The organism is Mucilaginibacter sabulilitoris (genome assembly GCF_034262375.1).
Classification (GTDB): Bacteria; Bacteroidota; Bacteroidia; order Sphingobacteriales; family Sphingobacteriaceae; genus Mucilaginibacter; species Mucilaginibacter sabulilitoris.
Genome location: NZ_CP139558.1, coordinates 6,667,302 through 6,686,826 on the forward strand (window position 1 = coordinate 6,667,302; position 19,525 = coordinate 6,686,826).

The window sequence follows — 19,525 nt, forward strand, 5'->3', positions numbered from 1 at the left end:
GATGACTAATTAAAATTGAGAATGATCTATAACACTTTTCGTGTCCACGCTATTGTGTTGCATCCTCAAACGCCATAAAAGCTCTTCTATAGATATTACTTTGACAGTTTTATCCAGTAATTGTTTTGTCCACTTTACCGGCGTAACGCCCCTGGCACCTTTCATTGCAACTCTTTCATTGTTAGGTACATCTTCATTCTCATTATAATATTGGGACCAGGCATGTACAATAGTCCAGTTCAATTGCTTGGTCTTTCCAACTGCCGGAGCATCATCCTGATTGATCAAGTCAGCCAGTTCCACAGGGTTGCCCGAACCATTACTTTTCAAGTTGGCCCACAGCTGATATTTCGCGGTGATGACAGGAATTTCTATCCCATCCTTGTTTTTTACCCAAAATATTTTGCCGTGCCCGCCATTATAAGGCGAATATTGTACGGCTATGATACCAGTAATACCTTCCAGTTCTTCAGCATAAATTTGATATGCTTTTAAAGCACCGGCTGAGGAGATGTCCTTACAGATAAATCCAAAAACTTTTACACCTGTGAGCTTTAGCTGCGCATTGATTTTTTTCGCATAGGTTCGTAAAAGCTTCTCGCCGTCTTTCGTTTTCCGGCCAAACAAATCAGGATAAAAATAACCCGCACCATATTCTACAACCGATACATTGGCCTGCTGAGATTGTACCAGCTGGTCGTATACATCATCCGCGGCTTGTACTAAATTAACAGGGCATGCAGTAAAGGACATGGGAATTGCCGCATTAGCCCGATTATTCCAGTAATCCCTGCTATAAATAAAACTGCCAAACGTCCATTGCAGATTGTCGCCATCGCTCATTACAAAGGCCTCATAGTTTTTATCTTCTTGCCAGTTAATTAGCCCGGGATTAATGGATTTAACTTTTGCCGGTTGCCGGGATGAGGCCGCTGACAGTAAAGCCAGATTCTCGCACCAATCAGCCGGGATATTAACTAAACCCCGGCTTGTACAGGGTTCTATCTGTTTAAATTCATCACCCACATTCCATCCAATGATTGGCGACAGTGGTTGGATCCAGTTCAAAATGTTCAAATAGAGGCTGTCTACGCCATAATAAATGGCGCATTTATGCGCTATGGCAAAGTCTTTATTATTTGAAAACCGGGGGTTTGCTACTACGAGCAGATTGGAATTTAATTGACCGGATACGGATTGAAAAGCTTTCAAATCAAACGTACTTTTTGTTGCATCGTACAATTTGGGGAGCCCTTTACGAATGGCTGTTGCCTCCTGTGAAATATCTATTAATACCCCATTTTTTATTGAAGCGTAAATAGTGGCTAAATTGATCGAATTGTCCCTCCTGTTAACATCATATAAAATGTACCCATCAATAATACCACGTTGCTGATAACGGCCAACCAGTTCCCATACAGAAAACAATCCTCTCTCTTTAGCAGCTATCCGCTTAATTAAGGATTGATAATAGGTTTTATAATTGGCATTTCTACAATTCAACCAGACACCTTCATCACTGCTGCCTTCATTGACAGATTTGGCTGCCAGACCAGATACCGATTGTGCGAGATTCATCTCACCTACATCTGAGAAATTTTGAATTTTACAAGTAACCACATATTTAGGTGCTTTTTGCAAAGGCCAAAACGGTTTGGTTTCCTGTGCCGTTACCAGACTTGGGATGACCTGTAAAATAATTAACAAGAAGAAAACAGGTATTAATCCAGAATAGTTTTGCTTTACTATGTGGCACATATAAAATTTTTATGAGAGCGGATTTTCAAAGGATACTTCAGACACACGCAGATTAATTACGGGATAAGTACGCTTATCCCGTAATCATAGTTTCCACTTATAATATGTTAATCAATACCCATACCTGGTTTTAAATCGCCCAGGGTTTTAATTTTAGATTCGAGAAACGCACCGCGGGTACGCAACAGCGCTGCCAATTCTTTAATATCAATATCCTGCACCGTTTTTTGCTGTTTTACAGCCAGATAAGCAGCAGTACCGGCAGCCTGGCCAAGAATCATAAACTGAGGTTCCATCCTAAGCGTAGAATAAGCCACGTGACTGGCTGACAAACATACCGGAACCAGCAAATTCTTCACTTCAGATTTCCTGGGTATTATAGCCCGGTAAGGAATTTGATAAGGGATATGCTTCATTCTTTCCTGTTCAGTGCGCTGTGGCCGTCCCTCATATTTTAGTAATCCTTTATCATTAACCCAGGCTTGTACCGGGTGAACATCCAGACCATAAGAGCCTAAACCAATGGCATCTGTTTTTTGCATATCTGACACCACATCGTGTTGTGTTATAACATATACCCCAACCATGCGCCTTGCCTCTCTCACATAAAGTTCATACGGCCAATTATGATTATCTATAAACTCATCTTTGGAAAGCCCCCAGCGATTAATGGCATCACGATAGGCTTGTGGCAGATGTTCATCGTGACCAAGGAAATACATATATCCTGCAACATAATCAACGTGATCTTCCCATATTTGCTTCCTGCGCTGATATGATCCATCTGGATAGTCCCAGTTGCCCCCAACATAGTCGGCTGCATTGAGATCTACCTTATCATGTGGTACCTTGCCCATTCCGGGAAACATGTGTTCCGCAGCTTGTACAGCTCCTTCTTTATTGATCAATGTTAAAGTAGTTCTTAAAAGGTCAATATATCTCCTTGTGTCGTAGTGTCCCGGTTTTGGAAACGGGACCAAATTGCCAGGGTCGTTAGTTAATGATAATCTAAAATTATATGCTTGGGTTTTGGTATCACCAGAGCCCACAGGGCCGGGCGCTTGCGTTTGTACCCGGGGCAATAGCTTACCAGCATCGTCATAGGCGCTTTGAGAACCAAAGGAATCCCTGATACCGGCCGAATACTCATTGTATACTTCTTTAGCTTCGCGACCTACAATGTAAGATACACCGGCGAAAGCCATTAAATCGCCCTCATAAGTCGCATCGATAAACACCTTCCCCGTAAATTCGTCACCGTTTTCCATAATAAGGCCGGTAATTTTTCCACCTTCTATTTTCACACCCCCTTTTTCTTTTAGTCTTTTTTGATAGTATACGGTAATGCCCGCTTCTTTGATCATTTGATTTAATACTAATTCCGCGACGTGAGGTTCCGGGAACCATCCGATAGAATCCCTGGTCATTGATTGGTAATTGTAATACTTACCCAAACGTTTGAAAAACTCCAACGGATAGCCGCCAATAACTGATCGTCGGCCAATATCAGTGGCCGCTAATCCACCTGTTACCATCCCCCCTATGTGTAATTTAGGTTCAAGTATAACAACTTTAGCCCCTTCTTTTGCAGAGGCTATTGCCGCCATTACACCAGATGCTGTACCACCGTAGATAACAACATCGTAAGTGTTATTTTTATTTTTTTGTGGTAAGCCAACAGAAGTTTTATTTATGAAGAGTGCTATTATTAAAATTAGCAATGAACGAATAATTATTTTCATTTTTTATTTTTTAAAGTTATTATTGATAGATACATCATCGGAAAGGGGAATTTATTTTGATGGGTAAAACAATACCGCATCCGCGGCAATGGCACCATCGGCATTTTTATTGGTGATGGTTACAGATGCTTTGTTTCCCTTTAGCATTTGATAGCGCCCAAGGCTAACCCATTCGCCTGAGGTTTGCCCCCTGACCATAATTTTATCATGATTAATAACCACCTCTTTAGCCAAACTGCCATTATTTACGATACAAACCATATTTGATGACGCTTGATTTAACTTAGGAAGGACATAAGTATAAATCTCATAATATCCGGTTTGAGGAATTGTCTGGGTAAACTTTACCGCTTTGTATGCGTCGGTAACCTTATTCGAGATGTAAGCATTCGGGCCATAAAACCCGCCCTTCACCAGGGCCCAGTCTCCGGTAAGCTCAACATGCTGCTGATCGCTATTATCTACAATCATTTCCGGCAGGCTACCATCCACCAAAGGGTTTTGTTTGAGTATTTTCTGAATCTCACTAACATCGACATCCTGTACAGGAGCATTGTTGTTTACCGACAGTACAGCTGCCGTTGCCGAAGACTGTCCCAGCACCATAAATACAGGCTCCATCCGGATAGATCCGTAGCCGATATGACTTGCCGATAAACATACCGGAACCAATAAATTGGTGCATTCATTTCTTTTGGGAGTTAAGGCCCGGTAAGCAATGGGATAAGGCCCGACCCCGCCCTTCTCCACATCACCCTCATTTTTAGCCATACCATTAATTACTAACCGTTGAGTATTATGAGAGTCCATGCCATAAGCAGCCATACCTATCCCATCGGGAACAACTTCCCGGCGCTCACAATTTGCCTGGGTCATCACATATTCACCAATCATGCGGCGTGCCTCCCGCACATACATTTGCGGGCTCCAATGATGGTTATCCTGGTATTCATCTTTGGGATATCCCCAGTTTAACAGGAAATTCCTCATAGCTGCCGGAATACGCGGATCATGTTGTATAAAGTATAATAAACCCTTATCATATAATTCGTGCATTTTTTGAATCTCCGCCCTTTTCTTGTAGCCGGCATTCGGGTAATCCCAATTATAGCCAATCATATCGGTTGAAAAGCCGCCACCATTGTTGATGTCTGTTTTATGATTGGGCATCAGGTCAAATTTCAGGATCTCGCGGATATCATTCGTATCGGTTAATTTAGCGATATAACGGGGAAGCAATTCATAACGAACGGGGTCATAACCCGGGGGTTTGGCAATGGTAATACGGTTAGCTGGGTCATCCGTTAAACAGATCCGGAAATTATAAGCCTGAACGTGGTTGTCCCCCGTCCCTATTGATGCTAAAGGAGCATTGCTTATTCCCCATAGCAAACCACTTTTGGGATCGCCCGGGGTTTTATAGGGGTCCACTCCATCCGGTATCTGGTTGCCATGCTGTGGTGTTGCGGCGGGTTGTACCTGTACACCATTATAGCTTTCTCCATATACACTGGCGTCTTCGCGCCCTACTTTATAAGAAACTCCGGCTTTGGCCATTAAATCTCCTTCGTAAGAGCAATCAATAAAAACTTTTGCCCTGATGGTTTTGGCAGGCTTTAATTTGGAGTCAGAATTTTCAAGTACGATCTCCTTTATTACACGATTAACTTTTTTAGCTGAGATAATACGGTATTGATATAAAACCGGCACATGCGCTTTGTTGATATATTGCATAAATATATTCTCCGCCACATGTGGTTCAAAAATCCATGATTCAAGCTGTCCGTAATATTTACCTGTACGGCGATAAAAGTCAAGTCCTAATCCGGTAACTGCATATTTATTACCGATATCGGTATAACCTAATCCACCGGATGACAAGCCACCCAAGTGTTTACCCGGCTCGATCAGGAGAACTGATTTACCCATCATTTTAGCGGTATAAGCAGCGGTTACGCCGCCTGATGTTCCTCCGTATACACATACATCATATGATGATTGCGCGTTTACCTTTAGTGAAAGAAACACCATAAAGACTATGTATATTCTTAATAATTTAATCATGTTTTTGAATTTTATAAAAGGTTGATTAATTTTTTTAATTGAATGGCAGATTAGATTTCCAGGTAATTGAGATCTTTATGAAAAGTCTCCTCCATTTTCCATAAGGCCAGCAACGCCAAAATAATGGTAAGTGCTCCCACTGCACCTGCCGATGCAGTAATGCCCCAGTAGCCTTTTCCCAAAAGGAACAAAGGGGTAATCACATTAACACTGCCACGTACAAAGTTGGGCACAGTAGTAGCCACGGTAGCTCGCATATTGGTGCCAAACTGCTCTGCCGAAATGGTAACAAACAGTGCCCAAAATCCAATCGAAAACCCAAGGAAAAGGCATAGGCCATAAAAAACTATAGCATCTTTTGAATTTTGCAATAAAAACAGGGCGATAAAAAGGCTGGTCAGTAATAAAAAAATCAGTACTACCTTTTTGCGGCTTTTGAAATGCTGACTTAACAGGCCACTGCTAAGATCGCCCAGAGACAGGCCGATGTAGCCGAACATTACCGCTTTGCCGGCCTGAACAGGAACCGAAATACCGAATACTTTACCAAACTCAGGTGAGAACGTGAGCAGAACGCCAATAACGAACCAAATGGGCAGGCCGATCATGATACAACGCACATATTTCATCAGTTTAGTACCGGAAGTAAAAAGCGACAAAAAATTCCCTCTCGAAACTTTTTTCTCTTTTACGTGGCTAAACATTCCCGACTCAAATACATTAAACCGAAGTACCAAGAGCGCCAGCCCCAGGACCCCACCAATAATATAAGCGATTTTCCAGTCAAACGTATCTGCAACCAGGTATGCCAGCACAGCGCCAAGCACACCAACCGATGCAACAATAGAAGTTCCATATCCCCTGATCTCTTTAGGAAGGATCTCGGCTACCAGGGTGATTCCCGCGCCCAGTTCTCCGGCCAGGCCAATCCCGGCAATGAACCTGAGCAGGGCATACTGATCAACATTGGCCACAAAGCCATTGGCAATATTGGCTATAGAATACAATAAGATGGAACCGAACAGCACCGTAAGGCGTCCTTTTTTATCACCGATAACACCCCATAGGATACCTCCAAGCAACATACCAGCCATTTGTACATTGATCAGAAAGATCCCTTTTTCTAACAGGAGGGTAGACGGAACGTACAATGCCTTTAAACTGGGAACCCTGACAATGCTGAACAACAGCAGATCATAGATATCAACAAAATAGCCCAGGGCAGCGACAACTACAGGGATAGACAACAATTTTTTAAGAGAGGAGCTCTCTGGTATATATTTCATTTACGTGTTTTTATGATAATAACTTTTTTAAATAGGCCGGGTAGCTTTCATGGTCTACAGAGCCGTCTCCACGGGTTATGCTATCGCCGAAACAAACAATACGACTGGCAGGCAACTGATTATACTGGATAAACTGGCTGACGGACAATGCCAGAAAACGGTATCCGTTGGGTGTTGGATGCACACCATCGGTTTTACCGCTGTTTGCTTCATTCCTGATTAAACAGTCCTTGTCTGTTCCTATTTTCCCCACTTTTTCAAAGAGGATCCCTGCATCGAAAAAGGAAGTATTATACTTTTTGGCAACAGTTTTAATCACCTGGTTTAATTCGGTTCGCCTGCCAGACGGTCCCTGGGGTTCAAAAAATGAAGCCGGGTGACGGGTGAGTAAATAAGGTTCATAAAATGGGAGAATAGTTAACAACAGCACCTTACTGCCGGATGAGGTGATAAGTTCAACCAGCTTACCGAGGTTTTGATGGTATTTTTCCAGCGGAACATATTTGCCATTATTCATATCATTGGTACCAATCATCAGGATGGTCAGTGTTGGATTATGGCTCAGGCAATCAGGTTGCAGCCTTGCAATCAGGTTGTTTGTATTATTGCCTGATACACCTGAGTTGAAAACTGATACATCTTCTATAACTGTCTTGTCACCAAATGCACATAATAAGCCGGGAAAGGAAAATCCGGCAACGGTGCTTATTGTGCTGAAGAGAAATTTTTTACGATCCATTTTTACCATAATGTTTCTGTTTGTTTAATGATTCGGGGCGACTCATAAGGGCATGATCATGGCTACCGAAACAACAATTGTCCTGGTAGCCATTTATTGGTTTTAGTTACTAATATTTATTTTTGTCGAGTAGACCTGGGGAATTTCACCCCAAGTCCCTCATAGAACCGTGCTTGATAGTCTCCCATCACACGGCTCTTATTAACTAATACACCGGGGTCTGTCCTTGACTCCGCGTGTTTTGCTTTCATCCTTTGCTACCTCCTGATCGCTCAGTTTTGCGCCGGATATAGAAAGCCTGTTAATACATCCCCTTCGCTCCATTCCCATTACAGGAACTTCATTACTAATACGGGATGTTCCGCCCCCGTGCCATCCATCGGTACTTTCCCTCTTGCCGGTGCACCGACTTGAGGTTTTCCCTTAACATGATGGCGACAGGTTCTCGCGTTCCATACAAAAGCCTGTGTTAAGCTCGTGCCACTTATACACCGGATGCCGCAAAGCCAGTAAACAGGTTCCCGCCTTGCTTGTCCCTGGGTCGCTACTGTTACCCGGTTTTGACATCGTCTAATCCTTTCGATGCCTCATCAGTGGTTCACTTGCGTTCACCTTCTTAACACTTACCTGACACCTTTAATGATGCCTTTTCCGCTAACGCTCACTACCAAGGCACTTAACCAAAGCAGCTTAGCGGCGGTTTGGTACCCGCTCCTGTAAGCCGATACCGAGGGGCCGTCCCTCATCTTTTATACAGCTCGCAATCAGTGGTTCTGCGAACCTCTGATTTGCTCGCGACACTCAGTAGTTAGGATTTTGCTTGAAATTATCTTTATTGGTCGAGAGATCTAACTCTGCCTGCGGAATCGGAAACAAGTAGTGCTTTTCCGGGTTAAAGCTGGTGCTGGTATTCACAATTTTGGTGTCGGTAGGAGATCTTGTCTTTTCCAGAAAATCCTCAAACTTACCTGTTCTCGTAAGATCAAACCATCGTTGAAATTCAAAACAGAGTTCCCGGGCTCGTTCCATTAATATCTCATCAATGGTAATATCTGAAGCAGTATAGTTGTTAAAACCTGGTGTTGCTGTTTCTTTTATAGGATTACCGGTAGCATCCAACCCCCTCGCCCGTTGTCGTACCAGGTTTATAGCCGCTAACCCTTCATCAGAGATCGTTCCATTCTTTTTATAGTCTGCTTCTGCAAACATGAGCAACACATCGGCAAATCTCAGCACAATAACATTGTTGGGAGCATTGGAATACAGGTACTGCGAGGTTGTATGCCATGATGCCCCCCAGCGGTATTTGGTCACCCCACAACGCCCGAGTACGATCTGGTTATAAGAATCTGGTGTAGAGGTTGTGCCCCAGATATAAGTAAGTGTAGCCGGTACATTATTAACTACATTAACCAGTGAGTCTGCCAGGTTCCAAACCCGTCGTTTATCATAATCAATGCTTTTTATAGTTGGTTTATAATATTTATAGAACTTAGGAACGTAAACCAGGTTCCCTTGCCCGATCAACGAATTGGTATAATAGGCTGGATTACCATTGATGGTGCCACTACCCACCATACCATATTCTTTTGTCCACTGGGTACCATAAGGCACCACCGTGCTGAACTGTAATTCCCAAAGCGATTCCTGATTGATATTTTTGTTCTCTATTTTAAAAACGTCACCATAAACAGGTAATAAGGTAGCACCACTATTATCTTTTACATCTTTTAAAACTGTCCAGGCTTTAGTATATAGATCGTTTGTACTTTCAGTAATTGTTTTATAGCCGTCAACTTTTCCAACAGTTTTATTCATGGCTGTTTCTTTTGCCGAGGCCATGGTCAGATAAACTTTGCCTAATAATGCTTTTGCTGCCCAGTGGTTGGCATGGCCGTTATTGGTTTTTGCCGTAGGCAATACGCCGCTTGTTGCAAAAAGTAAATCACCAATAATAAAGTCATAAACCTCTTTGATTGATTGCCGTGGTTTTCCGTAATCAAAATCTCCGGTAACAGGCTTATCGGTTATCGGCAGCTCACCAAACGTTTGAACCAGCCGAAAATAGACATAGGCCCGCAAAAATCTTGCTTCGCCAATAATTGCATTTCTATCGGCTGTTGAAATGTTAGTGACGTTATTTGCAGCTGCGATTATACTATTTGCTCTTGCAGCAATCTCATAATGCCGTATCCAAAATTCGTCAATTGCTCCTTCGCTCGGAGAAAATGTGGACCGGTCAAAATTATATCTTACACCGGATGTGCCTTTGAACATCGCTTCATCGGTTCCTATCTCAGTCATGAACAGAGGTGTGTTGGTATAAACACCAAATAAATCCTTAACTGATGAATATATTCCCACTACACCGGCGTCTAATGATGTTTTATCTATAAAGAAGCTACTGGTTGTATATTGAGTTTCTGGTTTTTCTGCCAAAAACTTTTTACAGGAGCTGTTACTGAAAGTCAGCACGATGCAAGCCGCCGCAATTTTTATGATGTTTTTGTAATAATTTCTCATTTTTTTTTATTTAAAATTGAGCCCTGATACCTAATGAATAAACTCTTGACCGTGGATAAGATGCATAATCAAGTGATGGCATCAGATCGCCGAAACCGCCTTGCCGCGTGTTAACTTCCGGGTCATAACCGGTATATTTTGACCAAAGCCAAAGATTTTTACCGCTCCCGAAAAGTGTTAGCCCCCGTAATCCTACTCTGGAAATAAATTTGGATTTGAACTGATAGGACAGGGTTACATCGCTCAAACGCAGATAGGCCCCATCTTCGATCCAGTCTGAAAGCATTAAATTCTCTTCGGGGCTTCCGGGCATTCTATAACTATTGTTCGGGTTTCCGGTTTCTACTAACGCTCCGGTGGTATTATCATATAAGTTAGGACGCCAGGAGTTGGCAAGAACTGCATTTGAATTGTTGACATTCCTGCCTGATTCTAAAGCCACCCGGTTGGCATTGTAAATCTTATTTCCATAGCTATATTGTAAAACAACGTTAAGATTAAACCCTTTATAAGTAACCGAGTTAGTAAGACCACCGGTAAAAGCGGGCTGCCCCTGCCCTAATATGGTCCTGTCATTGGCATCAATTTTATTATCGCCATTAATGTCAATAAATTTTCTGGTGCCCGGTCGTACCGCGCTAATGGCGATTCCATTAATTTCGGTTAAGCCCGAGGCATTGATTTCCGCTTGTGATTGGAAAATGCCATTTGTTTTGTAACCATACCATTGGCCAAGAGGCTGGCCGTTTTGAATAATAGCTGATGTTCCAATACCTGACACCACTCCAGGTGCTAAACTCAATTGATCGCCAATTTGGATGGCCTTTGATCTGTTGAATCCAATATTGGCACCTATATTCCAGGAAAAGTTTTGCTTGGTAATAATTAGTCCGTTAATATCGACTTCCAGGCCACTGTTTTGAATGGATCCTAAGTTTGTCCAGGTGTTACGATAGCCGGTATATCCCGGAGTCACTTTTTGTATCAGCAGATCTTTGGTTCGTTTCAAGTACCAGTCAACCGTTAAACTAAGCCGGTCATGAAACAATCCCAGATCCATTCCGCCGTCTACCTGCGTTGTTGTTTCCCATTTAAGTGAAAGGTTTTCGGGCCTATCCACAACTACACCGTACGAGGGTGTATTGCCATTGATCGGCGAAAAATACGTGGCAATCGTTGACAAGGTTAGATATGAAGGAATAGCCGTATTTCCGCTTTGGCCAATACTTGCCCGGAATTTAAGATTACTTAGCGTACTTATTGATTTTATAAATTTCTCTTCTGAAGCGCGCCAGGCCAACGCAGCCGACGGAAAATAACCCCATTTATTTGCGCCGCTAAACCGGGAAGATCCATCGGCGCGCATTGTTGCGGTAAACAGATATTTATTTTTGAATGAATACTCTGCCCTCCCTAAAAATGAAGCCATCGTCCATTTAGCAATGTTGTAAGTTGGAATGATGGGGGTTGTGCCATTTGACAGTCCAAATACACCCAGAGTTTCCACGTTATAGTTCTGATTTTCAGCTGTGATCAGGCTATACTTACTTTGTTCAAATGTGGCCCCGACAAAAGCATTAATACGATTATCCTTATTGATTTGTGTTTTGTAATAAAGTAAGTTTTCATTTAAATACCTGTTGGTTACACCTCTTGACAATAAAGCTCTCCCGTTAAATTTAGAACCGGCAGAAACATTTTTTGGATAATAGGAGTCCGTGTTAGCATTAGTGTAAGTAAGTGTTCCGGTTGATCTGAAACTGAAATGATCATCTATGGTCCAATCTAAAGCCAACCTGGTAATGAGTTCGCTAATGTTCCGGTTATTGGTTACATATTTGGCCAATGAATAGGGATTGGTGGTTATGTAACCTGCTTGCTGGGCATTGTCCTCAATGTCAGTAAACGAAAGCGGATTTGCTGGGGGTTGCTGCAACATGGCGGTAATAATGGGATTTGATACAATTCCACCATTAAGCGCGCTTGTAGTTGGAATGAACCCATCGGTATTACTTCTGGTAAAAGAAATGTTGCTGGTTACTGTTACATTTTTTGCCAGGTTTTGTTGAAAATTAAAGCGGCCATTATAGCGCTGGTAATCACTGAAAACAATTAAACCTCCTTGATTAAGATATCCTCCCATAAAAGCGTATTTTGTATCCTTTGTTCCTCCTTGCACACTAAGTCTATATTCTTGTACAAGACTGTGTTGAAACATGGCTTTTTGCCAATCAGTATTCACAGAATCAGGGCTGGTATAATTTTGCCATGTACTATATGGAGAATCTGTTGGAACACCCCAAAAACCTCCTGGCGTTCCCAAAGGAGTATCGCGGTAATAATTATACCCGGTTAAGGTTGAGGCTGGCGTATTCGGGTCTACAGAACTTGCCGGTGCGTAAACATAATTGGCTAAATATTGTCGGTGAACATACTCTGATGAGTTCATTAGATTATACAAATGCGCCGGGGTTTGGTAACCTGTGTTGTTATAAAGTTCAACCTGTGCCTTTCCTGATTTGCCGCTCTTGGTTGTGATTAATATGACACCGTTGGCGCCGCGTGACCCATATATTGCTGTGCCAGACGCGTCTTTTAGTATTTCGATATTTTCAATATCACCGGGACTAATGTTATTAGCATCATCCTGTAAAACACCGTCAATTACATATAACGGCGTACTACTTGCACTGACAGAACTGGCTCCCCGAATCCGAATTGTATTGTCTGAACCGGGAGTACCATCATTTTGTGTAATTTGCACGCCAGCCGCCTTACCTTTAATAGCGTCGGCAAAAGAAAAGAGTGTGCGTTGTGATAGGGCTTCTTTAGATATTGAAGACACAGAAGCTGTAAGGTCTGATTTTTTTGTAGTGCCATAACCGATTACAACTATCTCGTTAAGCCCAGAATTTTGTGGTTTCATTGTAACGTTAATATCTGTCTTCTCCTGGCGGGGTATTTCGAGCCTTTCATACCCTATAAAAGAAAAAACAAGCACTGCATTGCTTTCAACCGCAAATTGATAGTGGCCGTCGTTATCGGTCACACTAATTTTTCCGCTTAGCTTGTCTTTAACAGTCACTCCCGGTAACGGTTGGTTCTTCTCATCAGTGACCAATCCGGAAACACGAGATGGTTCTTTTTCTGTTGCAGGAGCTGAAGTAGGCGTTTTTGATTTTATAGTAACTGTTTTACGGGTAATGGTATAAGTTAGGGGCTGCCCCGATAAACACTTATCCATAACATCGTTAATTGAGTTGCTGCTGATTGTTATGGTAACAGGCTTACCCGTTTTTAATAAATTGGCTGCATAAACAAAATCATATCCGCTTTGTTGCTGAATGCTCGCCACTACATTTTCTAATGACGCATTAGTAACGTTTAACGTAATTTTTGGAGGAGCTCCCTGTGCATATGCACCGAAAAACATTAGGGTACATAATATTAAAGACAGACAGAAAGCAGTGGCTTTTGAGTAAAAATGGGTAATAAGAAGCCACCTGCATTTTATTGCAGTAAAATTTTTATACATTTGAATGTTAGGTTAAATTATAATTGGTAAAATCGATATTAATACTACCTAATATAGGCTAAAAGCTTACCAACCGGGAGCGCGCCATCGCTCCTGGTTTTAGGTATTGTTACGACGTTATATTATGGCATAACAACTACCCTCCTTCCTTTCATCTTAAAATGAATAGTTCCTGTTTGTTCGAGTGCATTTAACAATTCTGTAATATCTTTTGAATTTGAATAGGTACCATCAAAACTTTTTTGCATTACGTCACCCTGATAACTAACGTCAATGTCATACCATCTTACCAGTTGGTCCATAATCGTTTTAATGTTATCATTATGAAAAATGAAGTAGCCATTCTTCCAGGCTACTGACTCGTAAGTATTTACGTTCTTTACTTGAATATCACTGGTGCTGTTTTTTGTAATTGACTGTTGGCCTGGTTTTAAAAGCATTGTTGAACTACTATTTGCTGTTTGTACCGTGCCCTCCAAGAGGGTTGTTTTTGTTTCTGCACCTCCGCCATACGCATTTACATTAAAGTGTGTGCCCAAAACCTTTATCGTGGTATAATCAGTTTTCACGATGAATGGCATGTCTTTATTCTTGGCGACTTCAAAATAAGCTTCACCCGAAAGTTCAACATTTCTTTCTCCCCCGGCAAAACGGATTGGATAACGTATAGATGAAGCGGCATTCAACCAAACATTGGTTCCATCGGCCAAAATCAAATGCCATTGACCGCCTCTTGGTGTCTCCGTTGTATTGTAACTGACAGACTGGGTAGCATCGCTATCTCCCCCCTGCACTACATACGTTAGTCTGCCTTGTTTGTCTTTATAGATTTTTAGGCCTGCTTCCTTAACCAATTCACCTGACTTTGCACCATTGAGATCTATTTTTTTTCCGTTCGCCAGGGTCAGTATGGCCTTATTAATACCTTTTTCTAAACTGGCGACCGGCTGTTTCATTACCTGGTCTTTGGAGCCTCTGTAAGTTAAAAGATATGCGCCAACGCTAAGAAAAATTATCAGCGATGCAGCAACGGCGTACCGGTACCATATTTTTATAGGACGAACCATGGCTGCTGGTTCTTTTGCCATGGTAATATCCGTTAAAAGCTGATCGCTTTCTTCGGCAGTTAAGAAATTTCCTGAGAAATCATGTTTATTCCACGATTCTTCTAATAATACATTTACCTGTTGCTCATTTCGATCATCAGCTACAAGATCCATTAATTCTTCTTTTTCCGCCGCAGTTACTTCACGGTGGAGAAATCGTTGAAATAAAAAATCCAGCCTCTTGTTTGTCATACCAGTAAATTCAATAATTAGATTTCAGGTTGTGCTACTTTTTAAGCAATATTATCCTAAAGACACCGATATACTAAAAAGTGGATATTGAAATTGAAAAATTATTTTTTCAGAACAGCGATGATAGCAATTATTACGGTTAACTCGCTGTGTGCTTTAACAAAACGAGAGATTGCTTTAATAGCTATTTGCTGATATTTAATTACTGATTGTGGTGAAATCCCCAATTCATTAGCGATATCCGCATTTTTGCATCCTTGCTGTTTAAGTACAAAAACACGCTTCTGCTGAGGAGGTAATTGGGCGATTGCCTGTTCAATAATTGGTTCGAACTGGTCGTAATTATGATCAGGAGAAGGTTCAGTTTCTTCCTGGGGCAATTGCAATTGAAATGTTTTTTTTCGATGCTGTTCACGAACAGTTGCGCGAATGGCGTTCAACGTAAAATTACGAGTTGTGATAAAAAGCCAGGAACTAAAATTTTTTATTTCTGGTAAAGTTGTACGTATTTCCCATATTTTGATAAATACATTCTGAATAATTTCTTTGGCCATTTCACGAGAATCCGTGACCAAAAAAACATATTCGCCTAAGCTCTGATGATAGCCATAAAACAACTCAGCAAAAGATTTTTCGTCATCTCTGGCTATTCCATTAAGGAGTTCGGCTTCATTATGAATACTTTTGATAGGCAAGGATGGCCAAGGCTTAAAATTAATTTAAAGTAGGGTGAATTTAAAATAAATTCTGTAGCAAACATACGATTCATCTTATAAAAACTACTTCTACAAGAAAAAAAAGCATTTTAAACCCCATCAATATCCAATTTTTTCTACTAAATGACATACATGATTAAACTGCAAAAAATTGAATGATAGTTTGTAGATTTAGAATTCATAAAATAGCATTTAATGAAAAACTTAACCGTATTAAGCAGCAAGTGTGTTACCAGGGCTATCCTGACACAAATTATTTTATCATTATTTCTTTTTTCAGCTACAAATGCGTCAGCGCAGGCGGCAGGAATAACAAAAGATCCGGATGTAATTGGGAGATGGGACATCACCATGGAAAAGGGAGGTAAAAGCCTGCCATCCTGGTTAGAGGTACAAAAATCTGGTTTCCATACACTTATTGGTCGTTTTACATACGCGTTTGGTAGTGCACGCCCCATTACAGAGGTTAAACCGCATGATGGCAAATACAGTTTCTCTATTCCACCTCAGTGGGAAGAAGGCGCCCGCAACATGGATTTTGAATTCGAGGTTTCCGGCGATAAAATAAAAGGCACCATGGTTTATACCGATGGAGCCTCCTATAACTTTACCGGTGTAAGGGCGCCTTTGCTCACAAGGACTAAAGCGCCGGTTTGGGGTAAACCTATCAGCCTATTCAACGGAAAAGATACCAAAGGCTGGCACACCGATGGCAAGAATCAATGGACAGTTGAATCCGGGATTTTAAGAAGCCTGCATTCCGGAGCTAACCTGATAACTGACAAAACCTTTACCGACTTTAAACTACATATTGAGTTTCGCTATCAGAAAGGCAGCAACAGCGGTATATATCTGCGCGGCAGATATGAAGTACAGGTTATTGACACCAAAACCGGCGAGCCGGAACCTATTAATAATCAGTTCAGTTCTATCTATGGTTTTTTGCCACCAAATAAAATGATGGCAAAAGATGCCGGCCAGTGGCAATCATATGATATTACTTTAGTAGGCAGGTTAGTTACCATTATTGCCAACGGAACAATGGTGATATGCAGGCAAGAGATACCAGGAATTACCGGTGGTGCCATTAACAGCCAGGAAGGTGAACCCGGACCATTACTTATTCAGGGCGATCATGGACCTATTGATTACCGAAACATCGTTATCACTCCTGCAAACTAACCTATTGCACCCGGTGCGTTATATTATAAAAAGCCAGCAGAATGTTTATTCCTGCTGGCTATTTTTATTTAAAACTGATAACCGACTTGTATTCGGGTGTAAATGTTACCCCGTTAATCTGAAGTGTTTGTTTCCCCTTATCCGCCATATCAGCAACTGATGCAGGCAGATCAACCAGGTACGGAGCACCTTTCATAATAGGCCTAAAATAAAAACCAAACTGGTTATCTTTAACTTTTTTGATAAAACGCTTTAAGCCAATTTCCCATGGGATGCCTTTATAAAATTCATCAGTAACCAAATTCCCGTCCAGAAAACCCATTCCTGTATCCCCTATATAATCTATTTTCAGGAATATGTCATTCAAGCCTACGGGTAATGTTTCGGGAAGATTTACCATCAACTTGCGGGTTCCAGATTTTGAAAACACAGGCGATAGGTTTGCCGGAAGCAATTCAACTGCATAGTTGGAGAACAGTTTGTCAGTTCCGGTTTCTGTGAGCTTGCCGCGATCAATTTGAGGCAAGGAGTGAATTTTCGGGTATACAGAAAAGTTATATTGATCATGGCCAGTGCTTAGCATTTCGGCCGATTTATCGGTTGTTAAAACCAAAGCATCTGTAAATACTAAATGACGCCCGCCTTTCCATTCCTGCAGATAACATCTCAGCGCCATAGCTTTGTTAATTACCAGTATGTTTATTTTAATCCCGTCTTTTCCCTGGAGTACGAAACCGGCAGGCTTATCGGTAATACAGTTTACAAATATTTTCCCATCGCGCGTTGTTGTTTTGCTGCCGGTAATTGGTTTAATGTTCACATTTCCTTTTGAAAAACAAAACTCTGGGTTTATACCCTCCGGGTTAAAAAACACATAGTAAGGATTAGCCGGATCATCCCCTTTTGCCAATAACTGTGCTGTGGCATAAATTAAATTAGTACCATGCACATCAAAATTAAATGGCAGTATAGCATTTTCTTCTGCCTTAATATTCAATCCTCCGGTTTCAGGTATATTAATTACACCTCCTTTAACTTTAACATTTATCCTTACCGCGTTTAAATCATGATTTTTCGAATTATCCTGGAAATTATTCAGGAAAAGAAAACCGGAGTTTCCGGAGGAACGGACAGCATAACGGAGTTCATCCATATTGTCAGGCTTTAGCTGAGCGACATTTCCGGGCAACGTTGTAACCATTGGAGCCAATTGCGGTGCAAAATCATTGATAAAAAAGTGGATCAGTTTAAGTCTGTTAAATGACGGCCGAATCTGCCCGTACTCTCCTACCGGGGCCTGAAAATCGTAGGATATTTTTGGGTAACCATAAGCTTCGTCATTAAAAAAATAGCGGTCGGCAACGGGGGTTGATCCGCCATGATACATGTAATAGCCTATACCATTGGCCCCACCGCCAATACAGCGATTAATAAGCGCGTCAAGGCTTTTCTCGGGAACAAGAGGACGCCGGGTGTATGTTGTCATAATCCCCGATCCGAGTTCGGCAGCAAAAGCGGGGTAATCATTTGCTTTATAACGCACCGGCGAATAATCAGGATCGGAATGCAGATCTTTATATAAATAAAACGGAGAAAGTTCTCTTTTGGCTGTCCAGGTTGGGTAGGCATAGGCGGCGGTAACCGGCAGGGTTTCGCCGGGAATTATAGCAGCATAACCCCAGCCTGTAGCGGTATATAAAGGTGCAATAATGCCCGCCTTAACAGCAAGCGCTTTCAGTGTACGCATGTGATCATTGCCCAGGTTTGCGTAAGGATTGTCTTTAGAAGCTATCCCTACCCCCTCCTGCGTGGTGCTGCGGTCACGATCGGCAACGGTAAAGTCATAGGGCTGACCGGGATAGGTAAGCCCCCAGGGCGAGGCCGCATGCTGGTATTCATTTTCCAGCTGAACAGCAACAATTGGCCCGCCGTCTTTGTAATACAATCCTTTTAACTGTTTACCTATTTCATTGTACAGCAACTCTACATAATGAAGATATAGTGGATCATTGGTTCTTATAGTTAAAGGTTTGCCCAATAACCAGTCCGGAATTCCCCCATTACGTATTTCCCCGTGGTCAAAAGGCCCTATCCTGACAATTACCTGTATGTTATTGCTGGCACATAGTTCAATAAATTTTCGCAGATCCTTGTCCCCGCTCCAATCAAACTTACCCTCTTTTTCCTCATGTATATTCCAGAAAACATAAGTGGCAACCATATTGATACCGCCCGCTTTCAACTTTTTTATAGACTCATCCCAATACTGATTGGGATACCGGGTATAATGCATTTCGCCCGTAATTGGAATTATCGGGATCCCGCCCCTGGTTATATATTCGCTGTTAACCGTTATGTGTTCTCCATTTGGATTGATCCCTCCCATCTTATCAAGATTTACAGGCTGGCTTTGCAGGCCTTTGCTAATATCTATCATGTAATTAGTTACCTGTGCGTAACCTGAACGGGTAACTATTAGCAACGTAAAAAGCACTAAACAAACCTTCCATATAGGTACACACGGATATCTTTTAATGAAGTAAATATTCATGTTACATAAATTAAATTGTTTATAAATGATTGGCTCCTCCTCGCAAGGGCACAGTAAATAGCGCACGGCTATTACCATGTCCCATAACGCGAAAGGTGTGGAATTGTAAGAAAGTGATAGCAAGCTGCCAA

At 41.7% G+C, this 19,525-nt stretch carries 13 protein-coding genes; 1 reads left to right on the top strand and 12 read right to left on the bottom strand.

Annotated features, from left to right (window positions below; all coding sequences use genetic code 11):
* Window positions 1-9: 9 nt before the first annotated feature.
* The 11 genes from SNE25_RS28110 to SNE25_RS28160 all read right to left on the bottom strand — a co-directional run bounded on the left by SNE25_RS28110 (window position 10) and on the right by SNE25_RS28160 (window position 15,640).
* Window positions 10-1,758, bottom strand: a complete 1,749-nt coding sequence (locus SNE25_RS28110) for a GxGYxYP family putative glycoside hydrolase (RefSeq protein WP_321562340.1) — start codon at window positions 1,756-1,758, stop codon at window positions 10-12.
* Between the two features lie 107 nt (window positions 1,759-1,865).
* The gene (locus tag SNE25_RS28115) at window positions 1,866-3,500 is read right to left on the bottom strand and encodes an FAD-dependent oxidoreductase (RefSeq protein ID WP_321562341.1); all 1,635 of its coding nucleotides are present in this window, start codon (window positions 3,498-3,500) and stop codon (window positions 1,866-1,868) included.
* 51 nt (window positions 3,501-3,551) lie between these two features.
* Window positions 3,552-5,564 (bottom strand): FAD-dependent oxidoreductase, encoded by a 2,013-nt coding sequence (locus SNE25_RS28120; RefSeq protein ID WP_321562342.1) that lies wholly within the window; start codon window positions 5,562-5,564, stop codon window positions 3,552-3,554.
* Window positions 5,565-5,614: 50 nt separating this feature from the next.
* Entirely contained in the window at window positions 5,615-6,850 is a 1,236-nt protein-coding gene (locus SNE25_RS28125) for an MFS transporter (protein WP_321562343.1), read from the bottom strand.
* Window positions 6,851-6,860: 10 nt separating this feature from the next.
* The gene (locus tag SNE25_RS28130; protein ID WP_321562344.1) at window positions 6,861-7,598 is read right to left on the bottom strand and encodes an SGNH/GDSL hydrolase family protein; all 738 of its coding nucleotides are present in this window, start codon (window positions 7,596-7,598) and stop codon (window positions 6,861-6,863) included.
* A 414-nt stretch (window positions 7,599-8,012) separates the two neighbouring features.
* Window positions 8,013-8,156 (bottom strand): hypothetical protein, encoded by a 144-nt coding sequence (locus SNE25_RS28135; protein ID WP_321562136.1) that lies wholly within the window; start codon window positions 8,154-8,156, stop codon window positions 8,013-8,015.
* A 56-nt stretch (window positions 8,157-8,212) separates the two neighbouring features.
* Complete coding sequence (locus tag SNE25_RS28140; RefSeq protein ID WP_321561241.1) at window positions 8,213-8,335, bottom strand: hypothetical protein; 123 nt, start codon at window positions 8,333-8,335, stop codon at window positions 8,213-8,215.
* Window positions 8,336-8,390: 55 nt separating this feature from the next.
* Window positions 8,391-10,112: a RagB/SusD family nutrient uptake outer membrane protein gene (locus tag SNE25_RS28145; RefSeq protein WP_321562345.1), complete on the bottom strand. Its 1,722-nt coding sequence runs from the start codon at window positions 10,110-10,112 to the stop codon at window positions 8,391-8,393.
* A gap of 10 nt (window positions 10,113-10,122) precedes the next feature.
* On the bottom strand, window positions 10,123-13,545 hold the full coding sequence (locus tag SNE25_RS28150) for a TonB-dependent receptor (protein WP_321562346.1): 3,423 nt from the start codon (window positions 13,543-13,545) through the stop codon (window positions 10,123-10,125).
* Window positions 13,546-13,769: 224 nt separating this feature from the next.
* On the bottom strand, window positions 13,770-14,945 hold the full coding sequence (locus SNE25_RS28155; RefSeq protein ID WP_321562347.1) for a FecR family protein: 1,176 nt from the start codon (window positions 14,943-14,945) through the stop codon (window positions 13,770-13,772).
* A 101-nt stretch (window positions 14,946-15,046) separates the two neighbouring features.
* Window positions 15,047-15,640, bottom strand: coding sequence for an RNA polymerase sigma factor (locus SNE25_RS28160; protein WP_321562348.1), 594 nt, complete (start codon window positions 15,638-15,640; stop codon window positions 15,047-15,049).
* Between the two features lie 216 nt (window positions 15,641-15,856).
* Here SNE25_RS28160 and SNE25_RS28165 point away from each other — a divergent pair, with 216 nt between their 5' ends.
* Window positions 15,857-16,843, top strand: a complete 987-nt coding sequence (locus tag SNE25_RS28165) for a 3-keto-disaccharide hydrolase (RefSeq protein ID WP_321562349.1) — start codon at window positions 15,857-15,859, stop codon at window positions 16,841-16,843.
* 64 nt (window positions 16,844-16,907) lie between these two features.
* Here SNE25_RS28165 and SNE25_RS28170 read toward each other — a convergent pair whose 3' ends face one another.
* Entirely contained in the window at window positions 16,908-19,394 is a 2,487-nt protein-coding gene (locus SNE25_RS28170) for a beta-galactosidase (RefSeq protein ID WP_321562350.1), read from the bottom strand.
* Window positions 19,395-19,525: the final 131 nt, after the last annotated feature.